This is a genomic window from Bacteroidia bacterium (assembly GCA_027493955.1).
Classification (GTDB): domain Bacteria; phylum Bacteroidota; class Ignavibacteria; order SZUA-365; family SZUA-365; genus JAOSJT01.
The window spans coordinates 757,199-780,641 of sequence record JAOSJT010000001.1 but is presented as its reverse complement, the minus strand read 5'-3'; the positions used below and the strand labels follow the sequence as shown (position 1 = coordinate 780,641).

General features: G+C 58.6%; 17 protein-coding genes. 9 read left to right on the top strand and 8 right to left on the bottom strand.

Features of this window, described 5'->3' with window-relative positions; translation table 11 throughout:
• Window positions 1–2: 2 nt before the first annotated feature.
• The 5 genes from M5R41_03055 to M5R41_03035 all read right to left on the bottom strand — a co-directional run bounded on the left by M5R41_03055 (window position 3) and on the right by M5R41_03035 (window position 6,676).
• The gene (locus tag M5R41_03055) at window positions 3–2,243 is read right to left on the bottom strand and encodes an inorganic phosphate transporter (GenBank protein ID MCZ7555369.1); all 2,241 of its coding nucleotides are present in this window, start codon (window positions 2,241–2,243) and stop codon (window positions 3–5) included.
• Between the two features lie 25 nt (window positions 2,244–2,268).
• On the bottom strand, window positions 2,269–2,949 hold the full coding sequence (gene phoU / locus M5R41_03050; protein MCZ7555368.1) for a phosphate signaling complex protein PhoU: 681 nt from the start codon (window positions 2,947–2,949) through the stop codon (window positions 2,269–2,271).
• Window positions 2,946–4,781 carry a cell wall metabolism sensor histidine kinase WalK gene (locus tag M5R41_03045; GenBank protein MCZ7555367.1) on the bottom strand — a complete coding sequence of 612 codons (1,836 nt, stop codon included), beginning with the start codon at window positions 4,779–4,781 and terminating at the stop codon, window positions 2,946–2,948. The genes phoU and M5R41_03045 overlap by 4 nt, the downstream gene beginning before the upstream one ends.
• Window positions 4,782–5,474 (bottom strand): response regulator transcription factor, encoded by a 693-nt coding sequence (locus tag M5R41_03040; protein MCZ7555366.1) that lies wholly within the window; start codon window positions 5,472–5,474, stop codon window positions 4,782–4,784.
• A gap of 116 nt (window positions 5,475–5,590) precedes the next feature.
• Complete coding sequence (locus tag M5R41_03035; GenBank protein MCZ7555365.1) at window positions 5,591–6,676, bottom strand: PA0069 family radical SAM protein; 1,086 nt, start codon at window positions 6,674–6,676, stop codon at window positions 5,591–5,593.
• A 211-nt stretch (window positions 6,677–6,887) separates the two neighbouring features.
• Here M5R41_03035 and M5R41_03030 point away from each other — a divergent pair, with 211 nt between their 5' ends.
• From M5R41_03030 to M5R41_03020, 3 genes are all read left to right on the top strand, one after another.
• Window positions 6,888–8,492 (top strand): thiamine pyrophosphate-dependent enzyme, encoded by a 1,605-nt coding sequence (locus tag M5R41_03030; GenBank protein MCZ7555364.1) that lies wholly within the window; start codon window positions 6,888–6,890, stop codon window positions 8,490–8,492.
• Window positions 8,489–9,088, top strand: coding sequence for an indolepyruvate oxidoreductase subunit beta (locus M5R41_03025; GenBank protein MCZ7555363.1), 600 nt, complete (start codon window positions 8,489–8,491; stop codon window positions 9,086–9,088). The genes M5R41_03030 and M5R41_03025 overlap by 4 nt, the downstream gene beginning before the upstream one ends.
• Window positions 9,089–9,516: 428 nt before the next feature.
• Entirely contained in the window at window positions 9,517–11,922 is a 2,406-nt protein-coding gene (locus M5R41_03020) for a PKD domain-containing protein (protein MCZ7555362.1), read from the top strand.
• 263 nt (window positions 11,923–12,185) lie between these two features.
• Here M5R41_03020 and M5R41_03015 read toward each other — a convergent pair whose 3' ends face one another.
• Complete coding sequence (locus M5R41_03015) at window positions 12,186–14,171, bottom strand: T9SS type A sorting domain-containing protein (GenBank protein ID MCZ7555361.1); 1,986 nt, start codon at window positions 14,169–14,171, stop codon at window positions 12,186–12,188.
• A gap of 383 nt (window positions 14,172–14,554) precedes the next feature.
• On the opposite strand from M5R41_03015, the gene M5R41_03010 reads away from it, so the two are divergent.
• Genes M5R41_03010 through M5R41_02985 form a run of 6 tightly spaced genes read left to right on the top strand, consistent with a single transcriptional unit; the run spans window position 14,555 to window position 19,246 of the window.
• A complete protein-coding gene (locus tag M5R41_03010) occupies window positions 14,555–14,734 on the top strand; it encodes a hypothetical protein (protein ID MCZ7555360.1) in 180 nt (59 codons plus the stop codon).
• A complete protein-coding gene (locus M5R41_03005) occupies window positions 14,727–15,593 on the top strand; it encodes a DUF3108 domain-containing protein (protein ID MCZ7555359.1) in 867 nt (288 codons plus the stop codon). Before M5R41_03010 ends, M5R41_03005 begins: the two co-directional genes overlap by 8 nt.
• Entirely contained in the window at window positions 15,590–16,594 is a 1,005-nt protein-coding gene (locus M5R41_03000; GenBank protein MCZ7555358.1) for an NAD-dependent epimerase/dehydratase family protein, read from the top strand. The genes M5R41_03005 and M5R41_03000 overlap by 4 nt, the downstream gene beginning before the upstream one ends.
• Entirely contained in the window at window positions 16,591–17,304 is a 714-nt protein-coding gene (locus M5R41_02995; GenBank protein ID MCZ7555357.1) for a CPBP family intramembrane metalloprotease, read from the top strand. The genes M5R41_03000 and M5R41_02995 overlap by 4 nt, the downstream gene beginning before the upstream one ends.
• Window positions 17,305–17,313: 9 nt before the next feature.
• Window positions 17,314–18,222, top strand: coding sequence for a phosphatase PAP2 family protein (locus M5R41_02990; protein ID MCZ7555356.1), 909 nt, complete (start codon window positions 17,314–17,316; stop codon window positions 18,220–18,222).
• 52 nt (window positions 18,223–18,274) lie between these two features.
• Window positions 18,275–19,246 (top strand): NAD-dependent epimerase/dehydratase family protein, encoded by a 972-nt coding sequence (locus M5R41_02985; protein MCZ7555355.1) that lies wholly within the window; start codon window positions 18,275–18,277, stop codon window positions 19,244–19,246.
• Window positions 19,247–20,452: 1,206 nt separating this feature from the next.
• Here the strand turns inward: M5R41_02985 and M5R41_02980 are convergent.
• Window positions 20,453–21,922 carry a hypothetical protein gene (locus M5R41_02980; protein ID MCZ7555354.1) on the bottom strand — a complete coding sequence of 490 codons (1,470 nt, stop codon included), beginning with the start codon at window positions 21,920–21,922 and terminating at the stop codon, window positions 20,453–20,455.
• Between the two features lie 866 nt (window positions 21,923–22,788).
• Window positions 22,789–23,115 carry a TfoX/Sxy family protein gene (locus M5R41_02975; GenBank protein MCZ7555353.1) on the bottom strand — a complete coding sequence of 109 codons (327 nt, stop codon included), beginning with the start codon at window positions 23,113–23,115 and terminating at the stop codon, window positions 22,789–22,791.
• Between the last annotated feature and the right edge of the window lie 328 nt (window positions 23,116–23,443).

Here is a 23,443-nt window from a genome sequence, read left to right as displayed (position 1 = left end):
GATTACAGCCCGGGTGTATCGGCAAGCTGCGCGCTCCGTCTCCGGAGAGCCATGGTATGATACACGATTTCTTCATATTCGGTCAATATTTCGAGCATGAGCAGGCTGCTACGCGTCGTCTGCTTTTCCTTCTTCGAGCGCTTCAACTGGCGTTTGTCGGCCTTTCTGATCATGCTCACAATACCCTCCGCCTCAGACTCCGTGTCGGACGAAAGTTCGGGTTGCGCGTCTTTTATCTCTGCGGACAGCCGTTCAAGAAAATGCAGCAGTCCGGCTTCGATTTCTTTCAGGTCAAGAATTTGCTCCTCCGTGAGGGCACGGTGGTTATTATTGACGTGGGTATAACACTGCCCTGTCATGTTTCGCAATCCGCGAAGCAGCAGAGAAATCGAGCCGATGACTTCCGCATAGGATTTGTCATCTACGGCATCCTCGCTCTCTTCGAGATGCGCGGTGTTCATCACGGAATGCGCCATGCCCTTCCCGCGTTTTGCCAAGGTGCGGGCCTGATCACGCGCCTCCTTCATGAGCAGGCGATTCTCCGAAGCGAGACCGTCGTTGGATTTCCTTACCGTCTCGGCCACGCCCGCGATGATATCCGACACTTCGGTACGAATGCGCTTCGACGCTTCCGCCATAGTGGACGGAGATATGAGATAGCGGTTTTCCTCTTCGTGCTCCCGCTCTCTCCGGCGATGCACGCGAATGCTGTTGCCTAAAAGCAGCAACGCAATCAGCATGATGGCGATGAGTCCGGGAAGCTGCGTGTAAAAAATGATGACGGCAATGAGCGCCGCCGAACTCGCGGCTATCAGCGCGGTGAAAAACCACCCGCCGACGACGGTGAGCACACCGGACACCCTGTAGACAGCCGAATCCCTCCCCCAGGCGCGGTCCGGCAACGCTGTGGCCATGGCGACCATGAAGGTCACATAGGTGGTGGAAAGCGGCAACTTGAGCGTCGTCCCGAAGGAGATCAGCAATGCCGAAACGATGAGATTGACCGAGGCGCGAAGATAATCGAAGGAGGGATACTCGCCGTTCTCGTCCGGCACCGGCTGATACTTCGAGGTATCGAAGCGGCGCTCGATGGCCCGCTTCCAGGATGCGGGTGTTACATATCCGAAAAAGCGGAACACCGAAAGCACCATGCGCACGATGGAACGCGCGATGGGATTCGCTTCAAACCGCTCCGCACCCTCCCCCTGCCGTCCGAGATTCACTTCAGTGGCTGTGACGGTACGCGCCTTTTTGCTCATCCACAGTGTCGCCGCCATGATGAGTCCCGCAATCAGAAGCATCATCGTGTTGGCACGCACCGGTTCGGCGAGAGATCCCATGAGGGTGTTCAGCGGATCCGACAGGTATTGCACTTCCTCGAAAGCCGCAAGACCGGCGAGCGGCGCACCGATGAAGTTCACCAGATCGTTCGCCGCGAACGCCATGGCCAATGCGAAGGTCCCCGCCAGAACGACGGGCTTGAACACATTGACGCGGGTGAACAGTGAAACGAACTGCATGACGAGCGTCCAGAACACGAGGGAAAGCCCGGCGAGCATCAATGCGTGATCCTTTAACCAGGTCGCCTGAGACGCATCGAGAAAAGATGCTCCCTTCGCGCCCTTGACCAGCAGAAAATACGTAATCCCCGCCAGAGCGGCCCCTCCCCAGATGGAACCATACCGCTTGATGCGTGAATTGATGTCGAAAGTGAACAGCATACGGGAGAGATACTGAATCAGCGCGCCCGCAATAAAAGCGACGACGACGGAGAGCACGATACTGAACAATATTTTCAGCACACTCGCCGTGTTGATAAACGCGAGCGCCTCGCTCACACCACCGCCATCCTGCAACACCTTTACGAGAGAAATCGAAAAGGCCGCGCCCAGAAGCTCGAACACCAGCGAGACCGTCGTTGAGGTTGGAAGACCGAAGGTGTTGAACAAATCCAGCAACAATACATCCGTCAGCATGGTGGCCGCGAAGATGATCATGACTTCCGGAAAGGTCAGCATTTCGGGATTGAAGATGCCCTTTCGCGCAATCTCCATCATGCCGCTGGAGAAGGTGACGCCAACAATAATTCCCGCCGAAGCCACCAGCATGATCAGCACACGCGGTGCGACCTTGGATCCGATAGCCGAATTCAAAAAATTCACCGCGTCGTTGGCTACACCAACCACGAGATCGGCGATTGCGGCGAGGAGCAGAACTGCGAGAATGACGTAGTAGATTTCCATTGTGTGTGTGAAAAAGTGGTGTATTTCACGCATCCGTTGCGTGAGAGTCGGTTTTGCTGTGACGGAATACGGAGCCGGAGACCAGATACAGGACGTCTTCGGCGATATTGGTTGCGCAGTCGGCTATGCGTTCGAGCTGCCGGGCCGCGCCGAGCACGCTGAGCAGATTGTCTGTGAGTTGCGGAGATGCCACGATACGGTCCCGCACCAACGAATGAACCACGCGGTTGAGCTCGTCCACTTCGTCATCCAGGCCGCAGACTTCGCGTGCGGACACGGCATCCAGATCCACGAAGGCATCGAGGGCCTGATGCAGCATCGCGAGGGCACAGTCCGCCATTCGCAGCAATTGTGCGGGCAACAAAGCCTGCTCGCATTGACTTACGTCAGCCACGTGCCGCGCAACATTGGCCGCGAGATCTCCGATGCGCTCGAGATCGGTGTTGATGCGCAGAACGCTGACGATGTTCTGCACGTCGCGACGTTCGTTGATGCCATTGGAAAGCAGTCGTACGCAGTCCTGTTCGATTTCTATTTCGAGAGCGTTGATTTCCGCCTCGTTCGCAATGACCACATCTGCTGTCGCGCGGTCCCGGCCACGCAGGGCGAGCACCGCACGACGGGTATTCTCCTCGGCGAGAGCGCTCAGCCGTAAAAGCTTCATGCGCAGTTGCTTCATATCGTAGGCGGGTGCGTCGGCGTTCATTTCATTCCTCCTTCGGAGCCACCAGTGCCCGACAGCGGCATTTCGGAGCGACGCTGTATCAGCGGCAGACGCAGGACAAAGGTGCTCCCGGCGCCCGGTGAACTGCTGACTTCGATCTGTCCATGATGCGCCTGCACGATGTGCTTGACAATAGCGAGGCCAAGGCCGGTTCCGCCCATGGTGCGACTGCGGGCTTTGTCGATACGGTAAAACCGCTCAAAGAGCCGCGGCAGATGCTCGGCTTCGATGCCGAAGCCCTCGTCGCGCACAGTGATGGTGAGATGCTCGTCGTCCTGCACGGCCGCCTGCACCCACACGCGCTTGCCGTCTTCGCTGTATTTCATCGCATTGTTGACGAGATTGACCAGCGCCTGTTCCAGCAACGCGGAGTTCACTTCGGCGCGCAACAGCGGCGGGCAGTCGAGAAGCAGCGTCATGCGTTTCGCGTCCGCATCCATCTGACAGGATTGGACCGCGGAGGCAAGGACGTCCCCGATGGCGGTTTGCGCGAATTCGATCTGTTCCTTCTCCGCGCCCTGCTCGATGCGCGAGAGACTGAGCAAATCCTCGATAATGGAATTGAGCCGATCAGCCTGCCGGGAAATAATGCCCAGAAAACGGAGGGTATCTTCTTTATCTTGTAAGGCGCCGTCGAGCAGCGTTTCCACGAAGCCCTTGATGCTGGTAATCGGCGTTTTCAATTCATGCGACACGTTGGCCACGAAATCGCGCCGCACCGTCTCCAGCTTGCGGAGTTCCGTCACGTCATTCAACACGACGAGCGCACCGAGCACGCGGCCCGCCTGGTCACGCAGCAGACTGCCGTGCGACTGGAGGAAGCGCTCCTGTTGTTCCTCGAGTATGGTGATGTAGCCCTCGATGGGCTTGCCGCTGGCGAGCGTTTCGCCCACGAAGCGCTGGAGGCCGACATTGCGGATGATTTCGATAATGGATTTCCCCAGCGCCCGCTCGGGTTGTATGCTGAGCATGCGCGCGGCGGAGGTGTTGATGTTGATCAGCCGTTCCTCGGTATCGAAGGCGAGCACCCCCTCGATCATGCTGGAAAACACCGCGTCCTGCTCGCTGTTTTGCCGCACGATAATGCTGATGCGGTCCTGCAGCTGCTCGGCCATGGTGTTCATGACCTCGGCAAAATCGCGCAGCTCATGCGCCTCGGGCACGGTCAGGCGATAATCGAGATCCCCTTCCGCGAAGCGGCGCGCCCCTTGCTTCAATTCAGCGATGGGACGGGTAATATTTCTCGAAATGAAGAGACTCACGACACCGGCGAGCAGCGTGATGACGATACCGCCGATGACAATATTCCATTGAATATTCCTGATGGTACCCTCCACCGTGTGCACCGGTACGGCGGCACGGAGCACCGCAAACACCGTATCCCCGCGACGGATCGGTACGGCGGAATACATGGCGTTCTGCTGCACGGTTTCGCTGAAACGCGTCGACGAGCCGTGGCGACCGTGCAGCGCGTCCTGCACTTCGGGCCGTGCGGCGTGGTTCTCCATGGTGCGGGCGGGCCTGTCGGAGTCCGCGATGACCAAGCCATCGGCCAGAATGACGGTGATGCGCGTGCCGCTGTTCTTCCCCAGCCGCGCGCATTTTTCTTCCAATGCGTTATAGGTGGAATCCGCGATATGCTCGCGCACGACGTCTTCCAGCAGCATTGCTCTTGCCTTGAGATCCGCCGACACCTGCCTGAGCAGAATGCTGTTGACGGAGCTGGTGGTCAAAAATGTGAAAGCAAAAAGAGCGAGAAAGACTATGAGAAAATTCGATGCATACAGCTGCCAGAACAGCCTCTTTTTCGGCATTTATGGCTCCATAAACCGATACCCGACACCACGTACGGTTTCAATATATTTTCCGGCATCCTCCAATTTTTTGCGCAATCCGACGATTTGCACATCCACCGAGCGGTCCGTCACGGGATAGCCGTCGCCCCGCACCGCTTCCACTATCTGCGAGCGGGTAAACACCCATCCGGGACGGCTCGCGAGGAAATGCAGGACGCGGAACTCCGTGAGCGTGAGCTGCACTTCCTGATCGTCTATCAGGACCTCGTGACGTCCGGGATTGATGAGAATGTTGTGAATGCGCAGAATGCCTCCCGATTCGGGAGTTTCGGGTTCTGAGCGGCGACGCAGCACCGCTTTTACGCGTGCGAGCAGCACCCTGCGGCTGAAGGGTTTCGTGATGTAGTCGTCCGCGCCCAGTTCCAGTCCGGTCACGATATCCGCCTCTTCGCTGCGCGCCGTGAGCATGATGATGGAAATGTCTTTCGTCGCCGGATTTCCTTTTACGGCCTTGCAAACCTCGAGACCATCCACGCCCGGCAGCATGAGATCGAGCAGCATCAGATCCGGCGCTTTGTTCTGAATGAGCTTCAGGGCTTCCTCGCCGGCGCTGACGGCCCGAACGTCGTACCCTTCGCGACTGAGATTGTAGGTGATGAGTTCGAGGATTTCCTCTTCATCTTCCACAACCAGTATTCCTGCTTTCGACATGTGTGATGCCGCAATCGTGATACAGAACTATTCAAATATCCGGCTAATATTGTTAGGATCGTGTTAGGGTTCTGCGAGGATTGCATTATTTTTTCGTCGGCCGTGCTTGAAAGCATTCAGAACAGGCGAAGTTGACCGGCGGCGGCCGGTCTGCGAAAATGCCCGGTCGAAAGCTGCGGAAATGGTCCGTCAAGCCCTTCCTTCCTGCACACCGCGTGAAACAGTGCCCGGAACTGCTCCGCGTGTATGCCCTGTCCGCGCATGCGCGAGCCGAAACGCGCATCATTCAATGCACCCCCGCGCATGGATTTAATCCGGTTCAGGATTTTTTCCTTCCTGTCCGGCAGGTGCACCTCGAGCCAGTCTGTGAAAAGGGATGCGACGGCATGGGGCAGGCGCAGCGGAATGAAAAACGCGAAGCTCGCTCCATGGCGCGCCGCTTCCGCGAGAATGCGGGGCATTTCCTCATCCGTCAGCGCGGGAATCACCGGAGAGATGCTCACGCCCGTCGGAATTCCGGCCTCACTCAGTCTTGAAATCGCTTCCAGACGCCGTTCCGGGGTGGAAGTGCGTGGTTCGAGCGCACGCGCCAGCCGGGTGTCGAGCGTGGTGATGGAGAGGACAGCCGCCGCCGCCTGGTAGCGGGCGAGTTCCGAGAGCAGATCGCTGTCGCGACAGATGAGATCGTTTTTTGTAATGATTTGCACCGGGTTACGGCATTCCGCGAGTACCTCCAGGCAGCCGCGCGTGACGCGCAGCGCGCGCTCCACTGGTTGATAGGGATCCGTCACGCCGCTCAATTCCAGAACCCGGGGTTTCCAACTCGCGCTGCCCAATTCCCTGCGCAACAGCTCCGGTGCCTTCTCTTTCACGAGAATGCGGGTTTCGAAATCCAGACCGGCGGAGAATCCCAGGTACTCGTGAAACGGTCGGGCATAGCAATAGGTACAGCCATGCTCGCAGCCGCGGTAGGGATTGATGCTCGCCTCGAATCCGATATCGGGACTCGTATTGTAGGCTATCACACTTTTGCTGTCGTCACGCAGGAATTGCGTGCGTATCGGGGCGTCTTCGCTGTCGTCGTAGTCGCTGTCCCGCTCGATACGGATGCTTTCAAAGCGGTTCCGCGGGTTACTCCCGCTCCCGCGTCCACGCGTGAGCTTGCGTGATGGTGGTATTTTCTCATCGGGTTGTTCGCTCATGCGGGTAATTTGCTGCGCGGGTGGAAAAAATGAAAGGCCGGGCAACGCCCCGAAACGGGAAATGCCATGCCGCGGCTCCGTGTCGTCGCTCCCGTTGTTTTTCCTCCAACGTTCTAGGATAAAAGACCAACCGGTATTATCTTTCATGACACCCACAGGGGTGGACGTGGAATTGCAACACCTTCGACACTCTTAATACAGAGGACAAGTTATGAAACGTATGCTCTTGCTCGGGGATGAGGCCATCGCTCAGGGCGCGATCGATGCCGGGCTTTCCGGTGTGTACGCCTATCCGGGCACCCCATCGACAGAGATTACCGAGTACATTCAGCGATCGAAAGCCGCGCGCGAACGCGGCGTACACAGCGATTGGAGCGCCAATGAGAAAACCGCCATGGAAGCCGCCCTCGGCATGTCCTACGCCGGCAAGCGCGCCATGGCCTGCATGAAGCACGTCGGTCTCAACGTGGCCGCGGACGGTTTCATCAATGCGGGCATCACGGGCGCAAACGGAGGCCTCATCGTCGTCGCCGCGGACGATCCCTCGATGCACTCGTCGCAGAACGAGCAGGACTCGCGATTCTACGGCAAATTCGCCCTCATTCCGATGATAGAGCCCGCCGATCAGCAGGAAGCATATCATGCAATGTCTTACGGCTTCGATCTTTCTGAAAAATTCGGGACGCCCGTGCTCGTGCGCATCACCACGCGGCTTGCGCATTCGCGCTCGGGGGTGGAACTGCGGGAGCCCCGCGACGCGAACGCCCTCACCCTGCCGCAGGACAAACGGCAGTTCGTGCTCCTGCCCAGTATCGCCCGCCGCAATTACCAAAGTCTGCTGGGTAAACAGGCGGGCTTCGAAGAGGATTCGGAGCAGTCCCCATTCAACAGCTACACGGAAGGCCCCGACCGCACGCTCGGTATCATCGCCTGCGGTATCGCGCACAATTATCTGATGGAAAATTTCCAGGACGGTTGTCCGCATCCCGTACTCAAAATCGGCCAGTATCCCGCGCCTCGGAACATGATCCGCACCATTCTCAAGTCCTGCGACAAGGTGCTGATACTCGAGGACGGCGCTCCCTTCCTCGAAGAGCAGATCCGCGGACTTCTGGATGAATCCTACGCCATTCTCGGACGACTCGACGGCACGGTGCCGCGCGCCGGGGAACTCAATCCCAACATCGTTGCGACCGCGCTCGGCCGCACGGTGGAGACAGGCAAACCCAAAGCCGAGATCGTGAAGCCGCGTCCGCCCGAGCTCTGTCCCGGCTGTCCGCACATAGACAGTTACAACGCGCTGAACGAAGTACTGCGAGAGCTGGAGCCCGGCCGCGTGTTCAGCGACATCGGCTGTTACACCCTCGGCGCACTCGAGCCTTTCAACGCCATCAATACCTGCGTGGATATGGGCGCCTCCATTACCATGGCCAAGGGTGCCGCGGACGCGGGCCTCTTCCCTGCCGTGGCGGTGATCGGTGATTCCACCTTCACGCACTCCGGCATGACCGGTCTGCTCGATGCCATCATCGAGAACTCACCCATCACCGTCATGATTGTGGATAATGAAACTACGGGGATGACGGGCGGACAGACCTCTTCGGCGCGCGGGAAGCTCGAGGACATTTGCATCGGTCTCGGTGTACCCAAAGACCATGTACGCGTCGTGGAGCCGTTGAAAAAAAATCACGATGACAACATGCGCGTGATCAAGGAAGAGTTGTATTACGAAGGTGTTTCCGTCATCATCGAACGCCGGGAGTGCATTCAGACCTTGAAAATCTCGAAAATGCTTGAAAAGGAGGCCGCGAAATGAAAAGCGATATCATTCTCGCCGGCGTCGGCGGACAGGGTATTCTGACCATTGCCACCATTATCGGGCACGCCGCGGTGGAGCGCGGGCTGTATCTCAAGCAGGCCGAAGTGCACGGCATGTCGCAGCGCGGAGGCGACGTACAATCGCATCTGCGCATCAGCGACAAGGTCATACACTCCGATCTCATTCCCGAGGGCAAGGCGGATCTGATTATTTCCATCGAACCGATGGAAGCGCTGCGCTACACCAGCTTTCTCGCGCCCGACGGTTGGCTGATCGCGAACCGCAAGCCCTTCGTCAACATCCCGAATTACCCCGATCACGAGCAGGTGTGGGCCACCATCGAGGCCATGCCCCGCAGCGTGCTCATCGATGCGGATAAACTCGCGCGCGAAGTCGCAACCGCGCGTTCCATGAATATCGTCATCCTGGGCGCGGCTTCAGGGCATGTGGGCATGAGCACCGAAGAGCTGGAGCATTCCATTACCGCCATTTTCCAGCGCAAGGGCGATGCCGTGGTGCAGCAGAACATCGCCGCGCTGCGCGCCGGCCGCGCCTACGCCGACGCCAAGGATCTCGCGGCGCACGGCGTGTAGCGCGTTTCCTCTGCAGGCGGCTCACACACAGCCGCCGCAAGCATTCTCCCATCCTCCCGGGGACGCGGCAAGCACCGCGCCCCTTTTTTTTGTCATTCTCGGCTGTTTGTCGCGGAAGCTGCACAGACGCATTGTCCGTGTCAACACCTAGAAAAATGGGTGGTGATACCCATTTCCTCGCGTTACACGATAGCGCTAAATTGCGCATGTCATTCAAACACCCGGTCCCACAACAGTTCATCCCCCTGTGTCGTACGGCATTTTCAATGGATATTATCACCGTTATATTCTATTTTTGATCCGTGTCTCTATCCGCATGGCGCAGTGGCATAGAACCCGCGCTCCATCGCATCGCTCAACCGGTATCCGATTCACTTGCACTACATGTTCAATCCACGAAAACGCACACGAAGCACGGAGATGACGGAATGAAACGCTGGGCAACATTGATTGCAACACTCACAATTCTGCTGATGGGATCGACTGTTCGAGGGCAAACGGCGAATCCGAAGCTTCTTTCGGACCTGACACCGGGAACAGCTTCCAGCAGCTTCTCCTTTTTCAGCAAACAGAACGCACCGCTGAACAGCTTACTCTATTTCGCTATGTACAACAACATCTACGGTTCAGAGTTGTACAAGACAGACGGCAGCACGCAAACCATCCGTGTCACGGATCTCTACCCGGGACCGGACGGTGGTGTCTGGAACATGATTGCGCTCGGCGGTGAGTTGCTCATCACCGGCCAGAGTGACGCTCTTCCGGGTCATGAACTTTGGAAAAGCGATGGTACAGCGCCGGGTACTGTGTTGGTGAAGGACATTTTCCCGGGCAGCGAACCATCGTATCCGGGAGATTTCGTGGAGCTGAATGGCATTGCGTACTTCCACGCCGCCAACAGGACAAAGACGTACAACCCACCAGGAAATCAGCATTTCACTATTTATTGCCACGAGATCTTCCGCAGCGATGGAACACCCGGTGGCACGTATTTGGTAAAGGATTTCGCGACCTCGCCCTATGGTTCCGGAATCGGGTATCTCACCTCCACAGCCGGAAAACTCTACTTCCATGTATCGAAAGCGAAAATCCCCTGGGGCACGCAATTCAACGATCTCGCCTGCTCCGACGGCACCGCCAATGGTTCGATCCTCCTTACAAGCAATACGAAGGAGGGCGAATTCGTATCTCCCGGCGATGGTCGAGCCTTTTTCAAAGCCCATAATTCGTCCGTGGTATTTGTGAACACACGGCTTAGCACCGGCAGCGAACTCTGGATCACCAACGGCACCGCTTTGAGCACGTTACAAGTGAAGGACATCAATCCCGGCTCCACAGGCTCCAATCCCTCGTGGCTCGTCTCGATGGGGAGTTACGTGTACTTCACGGCGAATGACGGCAGCAACGGTGTCGAGCTCTGGCGCAGCGACGGCACAGCGCAAGGGACCATGATGATCGCCGACATTTGTTCCGGTTCTGCATCGTCCACACCACAGTGGCTGACGCCCGTCAATGGGACGCTGTTTTTCACTGCAACTGACGGTATCGAGGGGCGACAACTCTGGTCGTACAATCCAGCCGCGCAACCGGCGCTTGCGCGCGTTATGCGCATTAATCCGGGCGGCGACTGCGAGCCGCTTCGATACACCTCAGATCCGGGATGGTCGGGATCAACTTTCAATCCGAATTATCCTGACGGCTTCTTCCCTGTTGTGTACCATGAAAACAGCTTCACTTTTTACTTCGTCGCTAATAACGGGACACATGGCTTCGAAATGTGGCAGAGCGACGGAAGCGCACAGGGTACGCGCATGGTAAAGGATGTATGCACCGGCTGCCCCGCCACAATTATCGCCTGGCCCACACTTGCGCTGGGAAAGCTTTTTTTCTGGCAGAATGACGGAGTTCATGGCATCGAGCCGTGGGTGCTCGATCCTTCGCAACCGCTGGACTACATCTACAATCTTCCGCCTTTGGTTACGCTCTCTGCTTCGACTCTCCAGGGTACCGCTCCTCAGTTAGTGACATTCACCGCGACGGCCTCCGACGCCGACGGCAGTATCGTGCTGTATGAGTGGGATTTTGGGGATAACAGCATCGCCGCTGGTGCGACTATGCATACCGCGAACCACACGTACACTTCACCCGGCGTATATACCGCAAAGGTTACCGTCACGGATGATGGAAACGCGAGCGTCACAGTCAAGGTGACTGTCACTGTCGCCTCCGCGAATGCCTATGCCTACGTCGGGAATCAGACAGTCAGCAGAGTTTCCAAGCCAGGGGGTAAATGGGCTGGCCGGGACGTCATTCTCGTACTCGATGATACACAACTCCCTGTTGCGGGAGCGGCTGTGGGTGTGAGTTACAGCGGCCCGAACTCCGGTACGCTCAATGGCAATACGGGCAGCAACGGTCAGGTCATTTTGGAGACTGCGCCGGTGAAAAATCCATCCGGCACCTGGTGCTTCACAGTCACAGACGTCTCCGTCAGCGGCCGAACCTTCAACAGCAGTCTCGGTGTGATAAGCAAGTGCGAAGCAGCGCTGAAGGAAGCGCCTGCCCAGCCCTTTCACTGTGTACTGGAGCAGAACTATCCGAATCCTGCCGTCTCGCTTACGTATATCGACTTCGAACTCTCGGCCGAGGCAGATGTGCGGATAAGGGTATTTGATCTTCTCGGTCGGGAACTGCGGTCGATGCTCGACAGCCGGCTGCCCGAAGGCCGGCATACTGTCGCGTTCGATGCGCGGCTGCTTCCCGCGGGTACATACTACTACCACCTCGATGCGCAGGGAACACGCCAGACCCGCGTCATGGTGGTCGGGCTCTGAACGAGCAGGCCGAAAGGCCCGGCACGAGTTCTCCAGCTCCGCCTGAAGGCACTCTGCCTGCTGAACGAAACGGCGCGACCGGAGTCATGTTCCGGTCGCGCCATTATTATGTCAGCGAATGTTGCGCTCACCAGTCTGCCGGAGCTGCGCACAGCGGGTGCGCGCAATCCCGTTGTTCTGATATCGTAGCGGTATGCAAGCGCTTGCGAATGCGTATCCTTCGCAGCGCGCGACCAGACCAGGGGCATCCGAATGCATACGCGCTAGTGCTTGATCAGTGTCACCGCGCTATTCTGCCCATCCGCTTCCGCCAGCACGGAGTACTGTCCGGCGGGCAACCCCTGTAACTCGAGGCCGATATGTTGAAGGCCTTCACGCATCGTCACGCCGTCCAACGGACGCGCGACTTCTCTGCCGAGCACATCATACACAGCGACAGTGATACGCAGCGGTTTGCGCAACTCGATTGCCAGCGCCGCAGCTCCCGAGCTTGGATTGGGTGAAAGCCGCGCAATTCGGAAATCACCGGAGACAGCTTCGCGGGACGGTACCGAAGCGGGTCCTTCATTCGTGTACAGCGACAACCCTCCGGCTCCGTCGCCCACCACGAAATCGAGTCGTCCATCATCGTTCACATCCACCACAAAGGGCTGTGAATGCAGTTTGACGTTTATCGCGGAGAGGTCGAGGTTCCCTTTCTCAAACGTCGTCGCATTCGCGGCGCTTTGGCGGTAATGCGCCAGCTTCCCCATGCGTCCACCCAGTATCATGTCGTACAAGCCATCCCTGTCGTAATCCAGGATATGCGCGTCGGGATAAAACTCCTGCGAATTCATCCAGCTTTCCTCGAGCATGACGAAAGATAACGATCCCGGCGTCTGCTGTTCGAGGCGCGCAACGCGATTATTCGAGTAGAACAGCAGCATATCCAGCTTCCCGTTTCCATCGAGATCGACGACCGAGGGCACGAAGGGGTCGGTCCATGGAATATCGGACAGGAAATTCGACGTTACCAGGTCGAATGCGAATGGCGCGCCGCTGCGTTGCCGGTAATGCTCCATGCCCTTGCCATTGCGGATCAGAAAGAAATCCAGTTGTCCGTCTCCGTCCAGGTCGGTCACCGCGAGCTTGTCGTGAATCCCCGCAACGATACCCGGAAGAACCCCCACATGCTCTACGGTCAGCGCCCCGATGGCTGTTTGCCGAAAATGCTGCACCGCTCTGTCTCTCGAATCACTTTCATCGGGAACATCGGTGCGCAAAATGTCCAGCCTGCCGTCCTTGTCCAGATCGTACACAAGGGAATGACTTCGCAAGCCGAAATCCCAGGTGCCCAGCAGGTTATTGCTCCGTAACACCCAGCCGTCCAAGCCGTTCGGGGTTACTTGCTCATAATGATGAATCAGTCCGCCCTTGCTCCCACAGAACATGTCCAGTAAACCATCGCCGTCAGCATCGGTGAGCACAGGCGTGGCGTTCTCGACGTCAATAATACCGTTCCACGTATCCGACACGAGCAGGAAGGAATCCTTCACCGCCGCATGCTGCCGGAGCAGACGGATCTTGAAATCGTGACTTCCGAGCAGCATCTCGAGCAGTCCGTCGCCGTCTATGTCGTGCAGCGTCGGTGCGAGGTAGTAGGTACTGATCGGAATACGCACATCGCGCATTTTGGCGAATTCAAAGGACTGTGTTGACTTCTGTTCGTAACGAAAGACGGATTGTTGCGAACTGCCCGTGATGATATCCAGCAGCCCGTTTCCATCCAGATCGCCCAGCCAGATTCTTCCTGCGGACCAGACCTTGATATCCGACATTTTCTCCTTGTACAGGGTGAATTCTGTACTGTGTGCCTCCTTTTGCACGTAGTGATGCACCCAGCCCGCCTGGTCGGCAAGCAGCAGATCGAGCTTGCCATCGCCGTCCAGATCGTGGTACACCGGACAGACACGCGACCCCTCAGCCGGCATCAGAAAATCGCGCTGTATTCGACGGAACTGGTCCGGATTCCCCGCACTCTGCTCCCAGCGCATCAATCCGCTGTATTCCGTGCCCACAATCAGATCAAGCAGACCGTTGCCGTCAATATCCACCAGAAACGGTGCTGTGTGATTCTCGCCCCTCGCCCAGCCATAATCGTCCACCTCGCGGAAGCGCTGGGCACTCGCGGATTCGAAACAGACGATGAGAAAGGCCAGGAGAAGCATGCGGTTGACGGTGTGAACGGAAGAGATGTCCCACTGTTTCATACGAAAAGCCTCCTGAAGGTACAGATATGTGAAAGGTGCTTGTTGCGTGCCCGGATGACTCTTCATGAATATGCCGCATCGCCCGGATTGCACGCCTGAAGGGTACGCGACTCCTGTGCAGGAGCCGCTCGCCTGTCCTGGACGATGCTTAAGACATATGTGTCCTTATATCAATACGAGAAAGATACACCATCATCTTCGGATACACAAATGTGCATTGATGCTTCCCGGACGGTGGCGGGGCGCGATGGAGACGTTGGCGAATGATGACACAACTCCGACGACCTTCGACAGGACTCTGACAACTTCGTGACAGGCGCGAGCGGGGGTTGCGATAGTTTTCTCATGAACACTGCAACAACCCTGTGAAACGGAGGTGCGTCATGGAAACGCTTCAATGGATACTCACCCGACTTCTCGCGATGAACGGTCTGTGGATACTCGCCACAGTGTTTTTCATCGCCATACTGCTGCGGGCTCTGTGCGGCCTGATACTCGGCTCCGGCGCATGCAGAAGTTTTCTCCACGAACAGGATCAGCAAGGCGGGTTCGATCATGCGTAGCATCATCCGATCCGCCGCTCTGGTCCTTTTGACCGGATTGTTCCTGGCCTTGCTCCCCTCCCCTTGCAGGGGCCAGAATTCCTCTGTTCCGGCCTCGTACACGCCGCGTCCGTTTTCCGACGGAGAAGTGCTGCGTTACGCCGTGCGCTGGAAATTCATTCGGCTCGGGAGCATCGTCATTCGGCAGGAGAGCCAGCAAGCCGGATCTCGTATGCTCATGCGGGTACGAATGATGGCCAAATCCGCCTCCGGCCTGCCATTCATCGACGTGCGTCTCAGGAATCAGGCCTTGCTGCAGCCCGCTTTTCCGCATTGTCTGGATTTTTCCATGAAAACCGAGCACGATCCCGCGGAACTCACCCGCTATCAACTGGACACCTCCGCGGCCATTCTCACCATGGAATTGCATGACAGAGAAAAGCTGATCAGTAAAAAGACCCGGAAAGAAAACCGTCGCGTATACGACGCGGTCGGCATGTTCATGCTGGTGCGCGGACTTGCGGGTTCCGGCGGCAGAACGAGCATCCCCGTCCTTATTGACGGCGAAATCGTCGAGTCCAGAGCGCATTCCTCCGCCGCCATCGAATACCTGGAAGTGCCCGCCTTTCCGAAATCCCTCCCGGTCACAAAAACGGTCATTCGGTCGGACTGGGTCAACAATGCGGCGGGCGGTTTGGGAGGAAACATCGACGTGTGGTGCACCGCCGACGGTGCCGCGCTTCCTCTGCGCGCCGAAATGGGCATAGCCATCGGCTCCATCGTGCTCGAACTCGAAGAAGTGCAGCGTCCCGGATGGTCAACGCAGCAATGCGCCGAGCTGCGTGACAGCAAAACGACGAGGCAAGGAGGTGCGCAATGAAAACGCTCGTCACCGGGGCCAGCGGCTTTATCGGTCAATCCCTCACGCGAAGACTACTCCAGCAAGGGGACGAGCTGCGTCTGTTCTGCCGGTCATCGTCGGATATGAGCACCTTCGGGCACAGCCATGCCGAGATCGTACGCGGTGAACTGACGTCGGAGGCTGATCTCACCAGGGCGCTCATCGGCTGCGACCGCGTGTACCATCTGGCCGCTTTCGCCGGCAACTGGTCTTCGCAGCCCGATCGACTCCGCGCGGAGAATCGTGCCGCTCTCCAGGCTCTGTGTACCGCCGCACGAAAAGCGAGCATACGCCGCTTGCTCTATACCTCAACGGTCATGGTGTACGGTCCGTCCAACGGACACGCCGTATCGGAGCAGACACCACGCGCGACGCCGCCCGCCACGCTCTACGAGCAGCTGAAAGTGGATGCGCTCGACGTCGTGGATGAGGCGGTTGCGCAAGGCCTGGATGCCGTGGTGATTCACCCCACACGTGTGTTTGGTCCCGGTCCACTTACCGAGGCCAATTCCACCACCATTCTCATAGATCAGTACCGTCGCGGCACCTGGCGCATGCTTCCCGGCGAGGGCCATGCGGCGGGCAACTACGTGTACGTGGAAGATGTGGTGGAGGGGATGATACGTGCGATGGAACGAGGCGCCACAGGACGGCATTACATCATCGGCGGCTGCAATCTCACGTTCAACGAATTCTTCGCCCTGCTGGCGGAATGCTCCGGCCAGCAACGCCTGCTCGTGCATGTACCAAAGTCTGTCGCCACCGCCGCCGCTGTGCTTCAGGAGCGAATGGGTCGCCGTGGCTGGATGACACCCGTCATCACTCCCGCCTGGGTGGATGTGTTTTACGACAATTGGCTGTGTACAAGCAGACGCGCGGCGGAGGAACTCGGCTATCAGCCCACACCCATGCGTGCGGCACTCCGGAGCACTCTGGCGTGGCTGCGCACAGACCGGCGGGAAGGAGGCGCGGCGTCATGAACATCCCCTCGCTTCTCTCGCTGCAGTGGCGCGGGATGCGCCGCGATGAGCAAATGGCTTCGCTCGCACTGCTGATCGGCGTCGTAGTTACCACGCTGCACCGACAGGCCTGCGGAGTGGACGCACTGCCCGCCACGGGTCTGCTCGCATCGGATACGGCGCGGGTGTGGGCGTATTACGGAGCCACCGTTCTGCTCTTCGGGCTGCTGCCCGCGCTGGTGATACGCGTCCTTTGGAAGGATGCGCTTGCGGATTACGGGGTGTGTATCGGCGACTGGAAGTTCGGGCTCCGCGCCATCGCTGTGCTTCTGCCGGTCATTTCCCTGCTCTTTCTGCTTCCCGCGGCATCCATGGAGGACATGCGGGCGACGTATCCGGTGGACAGAGCAGCGGGCGACTCCCTGTCTCGCTTTCTCGTGCATAGCGCCGGGCGCTTGCTGCTATTCTACGCCGCATGGGAGTTTCTTTTCAGGGGCTTCCTTTTGTTCGGATTGCGACGCATCTCCGGTGACGCGGTGGCCATCTGTGTACAGACCATACCCTCGGCGCTGTGGCATATCAACTATCCCGCGGGCGAACTGTATATGTCTATAGCCGGCGGTCTTCTCTTCGGCTGGCTGGCGCTCAGAACCCGGTCCGTACTCTGGCCGCTGTTGCTGCATGCGGGCATTGGTGTGGTTACCGATGCATCCATTATTCTTTCCCTGTAGAGGTGTGTGATGGCATCCCGGAAAAACGATTATCACTCCATCGTCGCCGTCGCGCTCTCCGCGCTCGGTGTGATCATCGCTCTGACGTTGTTGTTTCCGGAGCGGGTACAGGAGCCCTCGCGCATCGTGCTGCACTGCGGTATCGCGGCGGCGGCGCTCGTGTTCGTCGTCGTCGTGTCCGGGCGGCTGAACAATCCCTTGGCGCTTTTGCTGCGCATGGCGGGTATCGTCTGGCTGACGTCCTTCTTCTTCGATGCGGTCGCGGGCCTGCAATTGCTCATTTTCCGGGAATGGCAGGACGCCGCGCTCATCCGTTTCGAACGCGTGTTCACCGGCATCGAGACTTCCCTGCTGCTGCAATCCTGGGTGCATCCGCTGCTGACGGAATGGCTGATGGCATCCTATGTCATTTACATACCGCTGTTGCCGCTCACGGCCTGGGTGGTGTTTCGGGTCGGAGGAGAGCGGCCCGCGTACGAATATCTGTTCTGTCTGCTTCTGGTGAATCTTTGTTGCGATGTCGGCTTCGTGCTGTACCCCATTGCCAGCCAACTCTTTTATGATCCGGCGCAGTACAGCGTACCGCTCGTCGGAGGTCCCTTCACGTGGATGGCCGAGTGGGTGCGGGCCAACGTGCATTTCCCCGGCGGCAGCTTCCCCAGTCCGCACAACGCGGCGGGCACGGTCATGTTCGCGACGCTCTGGCGCTGGAACCGTCGCTGGGCCGCCGCCATGACGCCGTTTCTGCTCAGCATTCCCCTTGCGACCGTGTACGGACGTTTCCATTACATATCGGACAGCATTGTCGGCATCGCACTCGCCCTCGTCGTCCTGTACGCGCTCCGCGGTCGCGCTCACGCAACGGCTGCGGCACGCATGCGGCCGCGCATCGAGGGCATGGCCACGGAAAGCAACTGAAGTCATTACACCGCGCACGTCTCGTCACTGTGCGCACTTTACGGAGGAAGTCATGAACGCTCTCATCACCGGAGGAACCGGCTTCATCGGCAGTCATCTCGCCGAATCCCTGCATCGCAAGGGCTGGAAGCTCCGCATCATCGCGAAAGACAAAATGTTCGGCGATCATCTCGGCGCCGATGTGGTGTACGCCGATCTCCGCGATTGCGACGCCCTGGCGGACGCGCTACGCGATGTGGATATCGTCTTTCATCTCGCGGGACTCACCCGCGCGCGCAGAAACAGCGACTATTATCTGGCCAATCACCTCATGACACGCGATTTGCTGGATGCCTGCATTCGGCATGGGTCGCATATCAACCGCTTCGTGTATGTCAGCAGTCTCACCGCTGTGGGACCCCGCCGCGGAGGTGAAGCCATTACCGAGTCCACCGACTACCATCCCGTCTCGCATTACGGACGCAGCAAAATGCTTGCGGAAATCGAGGTCATGAACGCCGCGTCGCAGCTGCCTGTCACCATTGTCCGGCCCAGCGCCGTATACGGTCCGCGTGATCGCGATTTCTTCCGGTATTTCAAGATGATCCGCTCCGGAGTGGAGTTGCTGCTTGGTTCGGGCACGCAGTTGCTCAATCTGGTGCATGTCGGCGATCTTGTGCGCGGCATCGAACTCGCGGCTTCGCATCCCGACGGTGTGAATGAAACATTCTTCATCGGCAGCGAGACGGATTATCGCAGCGACGAGATTTGTAACTCCATCGCCGTAGCCATGAACCGCCGGCCTCTCGTGCTGCATCTGCCCGTGGCGGTGATATATCTTACCGGACTGCTCGGTGAATGCGCGGGGCGCATCGCCCGCCGTGAAGTGTTTTTCAATGTGCAGAAAGTGCGGGAAGCCGTACAGCGCGCGTGGAGTTGCTCGATAGCCAAGGCGCAAGGCACACTTGGTTTCGAGCCCCGGTATTCGCTCGGATCCGGTATGATCGGAACCTACGACTGGTATATCGAAAACGGCTGGCTGTGAGGAGGGTACTACATGCGGGGAGGGATGGATTCTGCTAACGCAGCGGCGCAGAGGGACATTTAACGCAGAGGCGCAAAGGTGCAGAGGCGCGGAGGGAGATTTAACGCAGAGGCGCAGAGGCGCAGAGGGACATTTAACGCAGAGACGCAAAGGTGCAGCGGCGCAGAGGGACATTTAACGCAGAGGCGCAGAGGTGCAGAGGCGCAGAGGAAAATTATGGGGGGAGGAATCGCCGAGCCTTCGCTCAAGATGTGGGTGGCGGTATTATCCATCTCGATCGTTTCAGAATGAACCCAGACACATCACCAACGCTTCCGCGTCACTCCACGATACCAGCCCCTTAAAAAAAGCCTCTGCGTCTCTGCCCCTCCTGAGCGTAGTCGAAGGGGCGTCTCTGCGTTTCATTCCCTAACGCAGAGGCGCAGAGGTGCAGAGGCGCGGAGGAAAATTATGGGGGGAGGAATCGCCGAGCCTTCGCTCAAGATGTGGGTGGCGGTATTATCCATCTCGATCGTTTCAGAATGAACCCAGACACATCACCAACGCTTCCGCGTCACTTCCCTTTCGTAACGAGACGAACGCCACGATACCAGCCCCTTAAAAAAAGCCTCTGCGTCTCTGCCCCTCCTGAGCGTAGTCGAAGGGGCGTCTCTGCGTTTCATTCCCTAACGCAGAGGCGCGGAGGTGCAGAGGCGCGGAGGAAAATTAGAGGGGGAGGAATCGCCGAACCTTCGCTCAAGATGTGGGTGGCGGTATTATCCATCTCGATCGTTTCAGAATGAACCCAGACACATTACCAACGCTTCCGCGTCACTCCCCTTTCGTAACGAGACGAGCGCCACGATACCAGCCCCTTAAAGAAAGTCTCTGCGTCTCTGCCCCTCTGCGTCTCTGCGTTTCATTCCCTAACGCAGCGGCGCAGAGGTGCAGAGGCGCAGAGGAAAAATTATGGGGGGAGGAATCGCCGAACCTTCGCTCAAGATGTGGGTGGCGGTATTATCCATCTCGATCGTTTCAGAATGAACCCAGACACATTACCAACGCTTCCGCGTCACTCCCCTTTCGTAACGAGACGAACGCCACGATACCAGCCCCTTAAAAAAAGCCTCTGCGTCTCTGCCCCTCCTGAGCGTAGTCGAAGGGGCGTCTCTGCGTTTCATTCCCTAACGCAGCGGCGCGGAGTGCCTGGATGGGCGCTGTTCTCTCTCAGCGCAGCACGCGGAGCAGCAGCGGGCGACCATGCGGTGCGCCTGGCGCATGCAAAACATACACGCCGGACGGCAGAGCTGCCACGTCCAAAATTCCGCGAGCTTGGCCTTCGCTGTCGGCATGCAGCGTTCGTTGCAGCAACGTGCGACCAAGCATATCCCGCAGCGCGACGACGACAGGTCCCGCAGCCGCACCGCTGAGGCGGATTTCCGTGCTTGTGGTAGCGGGATTCGGCTGCATGTGTAAGCGCAGCTCCGCGGGCCGTTCACCCGGCGGCCCCGCGTGCTGCACGATCATATCCACATCGTAGCGCCACACGCCCGCACCCGTCGTGCCGAGGAACAAGCCCCGCCGCGGAGGACGCCCCATCGGTACCGTGTCCATCATCGCCATGGTCATGCAGGTCACACGCGCGGACGGCAGCGGCGAGGGCTGAGCGAGCTTGTGCCAGCGAGCGCCCAGATCGGTGGAGCGATAGACTTCGAGCATGCCATCCGTGGCGGCGTACAGATGCGTGGGATACAGCGGATCGAAGACGACGCTCGTGACGTGCGCAGCGGAGAGTCGGAATGCTTCATCCAGCGTCACACCGGCATCGCGGCTCAGATACAAGGTGCCGGCGCACACCACCGCTACGGTGTCGGGACTGCCCGGACATGCCGCCACAGCGCTACACGCCGCGGGTATGGGGTATGTGATGCGGCGTTCCTGCCAGCTTTCGCCCTGATCGGTGGAGCGGTACAACGCGGCTTCGCCCACGCCCTGCGCGCTTTGCCCCGCGGCCCAGGCGTGACGCCCGAACCACTTCGGCGTGACGTCCATGGCCAGAGCAATGCGACCATTCATTGCGCCCTGTTCCCAGAACACACCGCCCGCGCCGCCGCGCAGCGGATGCAGCCCCGTCCAGCCCAGCACCGCTTGCGGCGGCGTATGCCCGGTATAGTAAAAAGCCGCCAGCGCGTACACTATCGTCGCCGTATCGCCGCGGAGTATCCCGCTGTCGGCCCGCACCCATGCGTCACCCACAGGATTGAAGGCATCCACCGCGCGTCTGAACAGCACGCCGGCCTCCGTTGCTTCCGCATCATGCCGCACGGCGGCGAGCAGAAACAGGCCGTCCCGCGGACCCACACCCCAGTGCTGCACCGTGAGTGCGGTGACATCCTCCATCGTTGGCGCGATATCCTCCAGCCGCCGCCACACGCCGCTGTCGTCCCAGGTAAAGCCCTGATGCAGCGCACCGCCCTTTACCGCCGCATAGAGCAGATTCGCCGTGCCCGGTACCCACCGCTCCCCCGGATCACATTGCTCCGCAACAAGATGTGTGACATGCTCCCCTCCGAGACCGACGAAGACGGGCTGTGCGCTGACAATCGCAGGCAGAAAGAGCATTGCGAGCAGCACCGGGAGGAACACTTGCACGTACCAACAGTCGTGCCTGCAGCTTCGGTTACCTTTGCCAGTCATGGGGACTCCGTTTCTGTTAGAAACAGGAATGTTAGCGCAGGATAAGGAGGAAGTCAAGGGAGGGATATTTCCCCAATAGACATTGTCATACCGTACGTCTCCACGATGCTGCCTCCGGGACGTTTTCTCCGTGAATTGTGCCTCTCATTTTCGATTATTTGCCTCGCATCGTTTCGGGTGGCTTTATCCGGCCCTCATGCTTCAGTTATCTTTGCCCACCCCTACCCTGCCCAAAGCGAGGTAGGCTGAAAAAAAAACACTACATTGGGAATACTTTAACACGCTCAGGTGTCATATAGCCATGAAGGCAGCATGTACCTTCTCTCTCAATGGTCACATCGCGCAAGGCCACATTGGCCCCTTCGGCTTCTCGCAGGGTGACAAACTGCGGTCATTCTGCGCGAAGTGAAGCGGAGTCGCAGAATGTATCGCTCCCCGCGTTGGACCCTGCGACTCGCTTCGCTTCGCGCAGGGTGACGGCGGCTTCGCTCAGGGCAGGCCCCTTCGGCTTCGCTCAGGGCAGGCACCTTCGGCTTCTCGCAGGGTGACACACTGCGGTCATTCTGCGCGGAGCGAAGCGGAGTCGCAGAATCTATCCCTCCCCGCGTTGGACCCTTCGGCTTCGCTCAGGACAGGCCCTGCGACTCGCTTCGCTTCGCGCAGGGTGACGGCGACTTCGCTCAGGGCAGGCCCCTTCAGCTTCGCTCAGGGCAGGCCCCTTCGGCTTCGCGCAGGGTGACAGCCCACGGTCATTCTATGCGGAGCGAAGCGGAGACGCAGAATCTATCGCGGCGGGTATGGCGACCGTGACGCTGCTGAGAGGGACGAATCCAGCGTCATTCCGGTGGTACGGAACTCCGCTGGTATTACGCTTTTCGCTTTTTGGGTTTCGGCGCCGGTAATTCCCGCAGCGTCACCCGCACCAGCTCACTGAGCCAGGCGGCGTCTTCGATAGTTTCGCCGATAAGAAAGCTCGGTTTCGCGCCGGGATAGGGCGGAGCCTCGACCACCGTCCCGATATACTTCCTCCCCGCTTCGGTGGCTTTGATAAAGAGTTTGTTGTCGCAGATCAAGCCGAATATTTTTCCGTCGGAGAATACTCCGTACTCGCCAAACATCTTTTTTGCAACGATTTCGCCGGCCCCGCGGATCTGGTCGGTTACGAAGTCCACGAATTGCTTGTCAGAAGCCATAGTGCCGTTTCCTGTCTGGAGTGAATCCGTTTGAGAACAGGTCGAAAAATAGTACTGGCGTCTGTGTTTCCCAACGGATACACTCTGCGGCTTTGCCCCTCCTGAGCGTAGTCGAAGGGGCGCCTTTGCGCTGCATTCCCTAGCGCAGAGGCGCGGAGGGAGATTTAACGCAGAGGCGCGGAGGCAGATTTAACGCAGAGGCGCAGAGGGACATTTAACGCAGAGACGCAAAGGTGCAGAGGCGCAGAGGAAAAATTATGGGGGGAGGAATCGCCGAGCCTTCGCTCAAGATGTGGGTGGCGGTATTATCCATCTCGATCGTTTCAGA

Bases quoted from the DNA above. Each gene is read 5' to 3' on its own strand.
- M5R41_03055 (MCZ7555369.1), bottom strand. From the start codon at position 2,243: ATGGAAATCTACTACGTCATTCTCGCAGTTCTGCTCCTCGCCGCAATC.
- phoU (MCZ7555368.1), bottom strand. From the start codon at position 2,949: ATGAACGCCGACGCACCCGCCTACGATATGAAGCAACTGCGCATGAAG.
- M5R41_03045 (MCZ7555367.1), bottom strand. From the start codon at position 4,781: ATGCCGAAAAAGAGGCTGTTCTGGCAGCTGTATGCATCGAATTTTCTC.
- M5R41_03040 (MCZ7555366.1), bottom strand. From the start codon at position 5,474: ATGTCGAAAGCAGGAATACTGGTTGTGGAAGATGAAGAGGAAATCCTC.
- M5R41_03035 (MCZ7555365.1), bottom strand. From the start codon at position 6,676: ATGAGCGAACAACCCGATGAGAAAATACCACCATCACGCAAGCTCACG.
- M5R41_03030 (MCZ7555364.1), top strand. From the start codon at position 6,888: ATGAAACGTATGCTCTTGCTCGGGGATGAGGCCATCGCTCAGGGCGCG.
- M5R41_03025 (MCZ7555363.1), top strand. From the start codon at position 8,489: ATGAAAAGCGATATCATTCTCGCCGGCGTCGGCGGACAGGGTATTCTG.
- M5R41_03020 (MCZ7555362.1), top strand. From the start codon at position 9,517: ATGAAACGCTGGGCAACATTGATTGCAACACTCACAATTCTGCTGATG.
- M5R41_03015 (MCZ7555361.1), bottom strand. From the start codon at position 14,171: ATGAAACAGTGGGACATCTCTTCCGTTCACACCGTCAACCGCATGCTT.
- M5R41_03010 (MCZ7555360.1), top strand. From the start codon at position 14,555: ATGGAAACGCTTCAATGGATACTCACCCGACTTCTCGCGATGAACGGT.
- M5R41_03005 (MCZ7555359.1), top strand. From the start codon at position 14,727: ATGCGTAGCATCATCCGATCCGCCGCTCTGGTCCTTTTGACCGGATTG.
- M5R41_03000 (MCZ7555358.1), top strand. From the start codon at position 15,590: ATGAAAACGCTCGTCACCGGGGCCAGCGGCTTTATCGGTCAATCCCTC.
- M5R41_02995 (MCZ7555357.1), top strand. From the start codon at position 16,591: ATGAACATCCCCTCGCTTCTCTCGCTGCAGTGGCGCGGGATGCGCCGC.
- M5R41_02990 (MCZ7555356.1), top strand. From the start codon at position 17,314: ATGGCATCCCGGAAAAACGATTATCACTCCATCGTCGCCGTCGCGCTC.
- M5R41_02985 (MCZ7555355.1), top strand. From the start codon at position 18,275: ATGAACGCTCTCATCACCGGAGGAACCGGCTTCATCGGCAGTCATCTC.
- M5R41_02980 (MCZ7555354.1), bottom strand. From the start codon at position 21,922: ATGACTGGCAAAGGTAACCGAAGCTGCAGGCACGACTGTTGGTACGTG.
- M5R41_02975 (MCZ7555353.1), bottom strand. From the start codon at position 23,115: ATGGCTTCTGACAAGCAATTCGTGGACTTCGTAACCGACCAGATCCGC.